This window comes from Novosphingobium aerophilum, assembly GCF_014230305.1.
GTDB classification, from domain to species: domain Bacteria; phylum Pseudomonadota; class Alphaproteobacteria; order Sphingomonadales; family Sphingomonadaceae; genus Novosphingobium; species Novosphingobium aerophilum.
The window spans coordinates 1-3,157 of the sequence record NZ_JACLAU010000090.1; the positions used below are offsets into that span (position 1 = coordinate 1).

General features: G+C 61.7%; 1 protein-coding gene and 2 pseudogenes. All 3 read left to right on the forward strand.

Annotated features, from left to right (window positions below):
* Nucleotides 1-129: 129 nt before the first annotated feature.
* Nucleotides 130-951: pseudogene (locus H7F49_RS19060) on the forward strand (AAA family ATPase); the annotation flags it as partial.
* Nucleotides 952-1,022: 71 nt separating this feature from the next.
* On the forward strand, nt 1,023-2,102 hold the full coding sequence (locus tag H7F49_RS19065) for a ParB/RepB/Spo0J family partition protein (protein WP_185685132.1): 1,080 nt from the start codon (nt 1,023-1,025) through the stop codon (nt 2,100-2,102).
* A gap of 61 nt (nt 2,103-2,163) precedes the next feature.
* Nucleotides 2,164-2,997: pseudogene (locus H7F49_RS19070) on the forward strand (replication initiator protein A); the annotation flags it as partial.
* Nucleotides 2,998-3,157: the final 160 nt, after the last annotated feature.

Sequence of the window (3,157 nt, forward strand, 5' to 3'; positions counted from 1 at the left end):
CCGGCCTCCCCACAAAGGGGCCCTCCGGTGTGTCGGGATCCGCTCCGGGCTACGCCCTACGCAAATCCCGACACACCGGATTCTCATCTTGATTGTCGCGCATTCTCACCGTGAATGTCGCGCTACACCCACTACTTCGCGGTGCAGGGTTACCGCGTGCTGGTGGTCGACTGCGATAGTCAGGCAACCACGACGACGCTGTTCGGGTTCAACCCGCACTTCAACATCGAACGCGAGCAGACGCTTTATCCCTACTTGTCGATCGACCCCACCCAGACCGATCTCCTCTACGCGGTTCAGAAGACGCCTTGGCCCAATGTCGATCTCATCCCCTCCAACCTCGAGCTTTTCGATGTCGAGTATGAGCTCGCCGCCGCCGGCTCGGACGGAGGCAGCGTGCTCGCCTCCCGCTTTCGGAAGCTCAAGCAGGGCCTTCAAGATCTTGCCCGCAATTACGACGTGGTCATTCTCGACCCGCCGCCGGCGCTTGGCACAATCTCGCTCGCAGTGATGCAGGCGGCGAATTCGCTGATCGTGCCACTCGCGGCCACAACCCCGGATTTCTGTTCGACAGTCCAGTTCCTCTCAATGATGGACCAGGTCACGCGCCAACTCGGCGAGGCCGGGATTGTAGTCGATTATGCCTTCGTGCGGCTGCTGTGCTCGAAGTTCGCCAGCAATGATCCGAGCCACGCGATGGTGCGCCAGATCATGGAGCAGACCTTCGGCCCTGCACTGCTGCCGGTACCCATCCTCGATAGTGCGGAGATCAGCCACGCGGCGCTGCGCATGATGACAGTCTACGAACTGGAGCGCCCGATCGGCACAGCGCGCACGCACAAGCGCTGCAGGAGCAACCTCGATGATGCGCTAGGGCAGGTCGAAGTCCTGGTGCGCAAGGGCTGGGGCATCGCTGCCCCCGCCAGTGAACGCGAGGTGATCAATGCATGATATTCCAAAGGGTTATCGCCCTTTTGTTCGCTATATGTTCCCTTGTGGCGACTGTGTGGGGGTGAGCGCTGATGGCCCGTAAGCAGAGCGATTATCTTGCGAGCCTGCTCGCTGAGGAAGTTTCAGCCGACGCACCGGCAAAGCCCGCACCGGTCGAGAAGGCGGTTCCCCTGCCCCCTCAGGATGAGCCGGCAAGAGCGAGTTCGCGCGCCGGCCTTTCGCTGCTTGGGCGTGAGAATGCACTTGCCCGTGTGGCGAGCGGCGAAGTTCGGCAAGTCACACAGTTGCTGGTCGATCCCTCGCGCGTGCGGGTCTGGGGCGGCAATGCCCGGCTCCAATCAAAACTCAGCGAAGAGAATTGCCGGGACCTCATCGATTCCATCATTGCCGAAGGCGGGCAGAAAGTACCGGCGGTCGTTCGGCACGTCAGCGGTGATCCCGATCATGACTACGAGCTCATTGCGGGCACGCGTCGGCACTTCGCGATCTCCTGGCTCCGGGCGCACTCGTACCCTGATATGCGCCTGCTTGCACAAGTCGCCGAACTCGATGACGAAGCCGCCTTCCGGCTTGCCGATATCGAGAACCGCGCGCGCAAGGACATCTCCGACATCGAACGAGCGCGAAATTATGCAGCAGCGCTCGACCTGCACTACGGCGGCAAGGCTGTTCGCATGGCGGAGCGCCTGAAGGTGTCGAAGGGCTGGCTGTCCAAGATGCTGAAGGCCGCCGCTCTCCCCGACGACGTACTTGAGGCCTTTGCAAATCTGCAGGAGCTAACGCTCAACCCTGCCTACAAGCTCGCCACCGTGATGGATGACCCAAGGCGCGCGAAGGCAGTAAGCAAGGAAGCGCGTACAATTACCGCAGAGAACCGGATGCTGGTCGATGCCGGCTCCCCCGCCCTGCTCGGTAGCCTGGTACTGAAGCGGCTCCTCGCGGCGACAGCCAGCCCCGCGCCGGAAGCCCCGAGGCTCAGTCTAGAAGTTCAAGGCCCGCTTGGGCGGCCAATCGTTGCCGTAAAAGGCGTTAGCCGGCAGGGCATCACGCTGCATGTGCCGATGGCAAGCGGCGCAAGCGATGAGGCGGTCGTCGAGGGCGTGCGCAGCTTGCTCGCGAGCCTTCGCGAGAGCGGGATCACGGTCCGGTAGTGGCAGGCAAACCTGACTTTGATGGGGTGGGGCCCAAAAAGTTTCCTCGAGGAAACTTTTCGTGAGCAAGGCCCGTACGCAGGCGGTTGGAGAGCAGTTCGATCTGTTCCTGCCCTATATCGCCGATCTTAATTTTCGCGACCAGCGCGAAATGATGGAGCGCCCTTTCTTCAGTCTCGCGAAGTCGAAGCGGGTGAAGGCCATCGACTACAGCAGCCCCGACGGGAAGCTGTGGGTTCACGTTAGCGCCAATCCCGATTACGGCATGGCGACGATCTGGGATGCGGACATCCTGATCTACTGCGCTAGCATGCTCGCAGACATGGCGCGGCGCGGCCAGAACGACATTCCGCGCAAACTCCACATCATGCCCTACGATCTGCTGAGGGCGATCGGGCGCCCGACGACCGGCCGCGCTTATGAGCTACTTGGACAGGCGCTCGACCGGCTCGTCTCAACGACGATCAAGACCAACATCCGTGCGGAAAACCGCCGCGAAGCGACCTTCAGCTGGCTCGATGGTTGGACGCAGCTCGTCGATGAGCGTACCGAGCGCTCGAAAGGCATGACGCTCGAGCTCTCCAATTGGTTCTATGAGGGCGTCCTCATGAAGGGCGGCGTGCTGGCCATCGATCGGGCATACTTTGCCATCAGCGGCGGGCGCGAGCGCTGGCTCTACAAAGTCGCGCGCAAGCATGCTGGCGGGGCAGGGGAGGGGGGCTTTGCCATCTCCATGCCGGTGCTGTTCGAGAAGAGCGGGGCGGAAGGTGAGTATCGCCGTTTCAAATTTGAGATCCTCAAGCTCGCTGAGAAGGACGCCTTGCCTGGTTACGATTTGACGATTGAACCGTCGGTGCGGGGTGAGCCGCTGCTCCGGATGCGACGGAACGACGCCAAGGCAGAAGGGGCGGTTATCAGGGACGAAGACTGTAAGCGCCAGATAGAAATGACACCCCTCCGCTAGATAGAGATGACACTCTCTGGCGTGGTTGGCGGAGCAACGGTGGCATGGTTCTCCCGTCGGTCGGGAGGACATGGCTATGACGGTGCTGGCG

Excerpts from the sequence above, each read along its gene's own strand:
- H7F49_RS19065 (WP_185685132.1), top strand. The coding sequence starts at position 1,023 with ATGGCCCGTAAGCAGAGCGATTATCTTGCGAGCCTGCTCGCTGAGGAA.